Raw genomic sequence first — 3,081 nt, 5'->3', positions numbered from 1 at the left:
TGCTGAGGCGCTATTGGTAATTTCTATTTATTTTGGCGTCAAGCTTAGGGATATTCGCCTGAACAATCCTTAGCGCGCAATTGCCGAAATGCACGATTGAATTTTATGCGCGAGCATGCATCGGCTTAACCCGCGCAATTTTCTTAGCTAAGCGTCTTAGAATTTATGGCGAATGCCTAAACGCACCGTGCTTTGGCGGTCGCTGGTAGAAGGAGTAAGGTTGTTGATCGCGGCCACTGCGGTTGTGCCCGTCGAATCCGTGCCCGATGCCATCTGATAGACGCCGATCACATACACGTCCGTACGCTTGGAAAGGAAGTAATCCGCGCCGATCGCGCCCTGATAGTACTTCGCGCCCGGATTGGCTCCGGTGGCCGAATCCACTTCACCGCCCTTCGTATAGTCGAACGATGCACCCACGATCAACGCAGGCGTGAACTGATACTTGAAATTCACTTCGACGTTGTTGAACGTGGCATTGCCGCTATAGCCGCGCGGATTCGGGCCTGAAGTCGCCGTATCGCCAAGGCTCTTGAATTGCACGTTCGAATACGTGGCGCCGATAGTCGCGCCGCCGAACACATACGCCGCGCCCGTTGCGATGACCTGATACGTGTGCGCCGATGCATAACCACTATAAACAGGCGATGAAATGAAATTCGCGCTCGCTGCCGCTGCCGTGCTCGCGCCGTTATCGCCAAAGAAACCCACGTTCGGATTGCGCGCATTCAAATAACCGACGCCTGCCGTGAACGGTCCGTTCGAATAGCCCGCGCCCAATGACCACAACTGATTGCGCGACACCGATCCCGCCACGCCACCGAGACTGTACACGCCACCGAACGTGATACCGCGATACGGCTTGCTCGCATATTTAATGGCGTTATTCACGCGATACGCGTTGTTGATATTGTCGAGATCGCCCGGATGCGCAGCGATATAGCCGCCCCATTGCGTACCCGATTCGAACGGTCCCACATAGTCCACAACCGAATCGTACTGACGGCCAAGCAGCACCGAACCATATTCACTCGACAAGCCCACATACGCCTGCCGCCCGAACATCAGCCCTTGTGTGCTGCCGCGATTTTTCTGCGCCAGCGAGCCGTTATTCAGATCGAAGCCGTTCTCCAGCACGAACACCGCCGCGAGTCCACCGCCAAGGTCTTCTCTGCCGCGCAAGCCCCAACGCGCCGCCTGCATCACGCCGCTCGACATGTTGTAGAGCGTGTGGCCGCCCGAGTTGGACGTCCAGTTGAAACCGTCATCGACAATGCCATACAGCGTAACCGCGCTCTGTGCCTGCGCCGTGCCTGCCACAGCCAGCAACGCGAGCGATGCGCTCTTCAGGGTGAGTCTCATGCGTGCGAGTCCTTCTTTGCTTTTGATAAGTGGGCGCAATCGAGTTGTATTGCGGGGATCAGCTGCGTCGAAGTCTGCGGGCCCATTTTTCCAGCGGCAAATCAGCCAAAAGCGTGTTGTTCGATAAACCTCGCTGATAAGAACGGCGCACGGGTTATTACCAATATCGCCTTAGCTTGTCTATACAAGAAGATGCGATAAACCATTCCGTGTGGAGCATGCCGTGTCCGTTTCCAATTCCGACGCCCGCCGCGCCGGTGACGCAAGAGAAGTCGTCGAAACCCGCTCGATCGATTACATTCCGGACAACGAACGTCATGGCCGGCTATACAGTCAGTTCACGCTATGGCTGTCGGCGAATCTTCAGGTCACGGCCATCATCACGGGCGCGCTTGCCGTGGTGCTCGGCGGCGATGTTTTCTGGTCGCTGGTGGCCTTGCTGATCGGTCAGCTGATTGGAGGCGCAGTGATGGCGTTGCACGGCGCACAAGGCCCGCAATTGGGCCTGCCGCAGATGATTTCCAGCCGCGTGCAGTTCGGCGTGTACGGCGCGGTCATTCCTATCGTGCTCGTGTGCATCATGTATGTGGGCTTTTCCGCGAGCGGTACTGTGCTGGCCGGACAAGCCACGGCACAACTGCTCAACGTGTCCGATGCAACCGGCATCTGTTTGTTCGCAGTCTTGATCGTACTGCTGACCTTGCTGGGCTATCGCGCGATCCACCTGGTCGGCCGTATTGCGAGCGTGATCGGCGTCATCGCGTTTTGCTTCATGTTTGCGCGGCTATTTGCGCAACACGATATCGGCGCGTTGCTCGACAAGCGGCATTTTTCAATGGCGAGCTTTCTGCTGTCGATGTCTTTGTCGGCATCGTGGCAAATCGCGTTTGGCCCTTACGTTGCGGATTATTCGCGCTATTTGCCGCGTTCCACATCTTCCATGCGCACGTTCTTCGCAGTGGGCTTAGGCTCGGTGATCGGCGCGCAAGCCGCGATGATCTTCGGCGTATTCGCCGCCGCGCTCGCTGGCGATGCATTCGCGCATCACGAAGTCGCGTTTATCGTGAGTCTCGGCGCGGGCGGTGGCGTGGCTGCGCTGCTGTACTTCAGCATCGCGTTCGGCAAGCTCACGGTGACCACGCTCAATGCCTACGGCAGCTTTATGTCGATGGCGACCATCGTCAGTGCATTCAGCGCGAAAAGGACTATTTCCACGAAGCATCGCTTCGTTTATGTGATCGGCATGGTGGGCGTTTCAACGCTCGTCGCGCTGGCAGGACGGCATTCGTTCCTGAAGGAATTCACCGCGTTCATTCTGTTCCTGCTGGCCTTCTTCACGCCCTGGAGCGCGATTAATCTGGTCGATTACTACTGCTTTACGCGCTCACGTTACGACGTGCCCGCGCTGTCGAATCCAGATGGACGTTATGGCCGATGGAACGTCAAAGCCATCGCTATCTATGCGCTTGGCGTGATCGTGCAGATGCCGTTTATCTCGACAAGCTTCTACACCGGCCCTTTCGTCGATTCACTCGGCGGCACGGATATCTCGTGGATTCTGGGACTGGTGGTGCCGGGAATCGTGTATTACGCGGCGATGCGTCGTACGCCGCGTAATCATCCGGATCGGTTGATGTTGCCTTGAATCAGAGTGCTTTGACAGCATCCAGTGCGCCGGTGACCATCTGGCGCACGACTGTTTCAACCTTGTTGGCAAGC

At 57.0% G+C, this 3,081-nt stretch carries 2 protein-coding genes; one reads left to right on the top strand and one right to left on the bottom strand.

Going from position 1 to position 3,081, the window contains the following annotated elements:
- Positions 1 to 156 precede the first annotated feature (156 nt).
- Entirely contained in the window at positions 157 to 1,350 is a 1,194-nt protein-coding gene (locus P7F28_RS04185; RefSeq protein ID WP_277183182.1) for a porin, read from the bottom strand.
- 235 nt (positions 1,351 to 1,585) lie between these two features.
- Between P7F28_RS04185 and P7F28_RS04180 the strand changes: the two genes are divergently transcribed.
- Entirely contained in the window at positions 1,586 to 3,007 is a 1,422-nt protein-coding gene (locus P7F28_RS04180; protein WP_277183181.1) for a cytosine permease, read from the top strand.
- The last annotated feature ends 74 nt before the right edge of the window (positions 3,008 to 3,081 follow it).

The organism is Caballeronia sp. BR00000012568055 (assembly GCF_029439455.1).
Classification (GTDB): domain Bacteria; phylum Pseudomonadota; class Gammaproteobacteria; order Burkholderiales; family Burkholderiaceae; genus Caballeronia.
The sequence above is the reverse complement of the archived record's forward strand: the minus strand, read 5'-3'. Positions and strand labels throughout refer to the sequence as shown.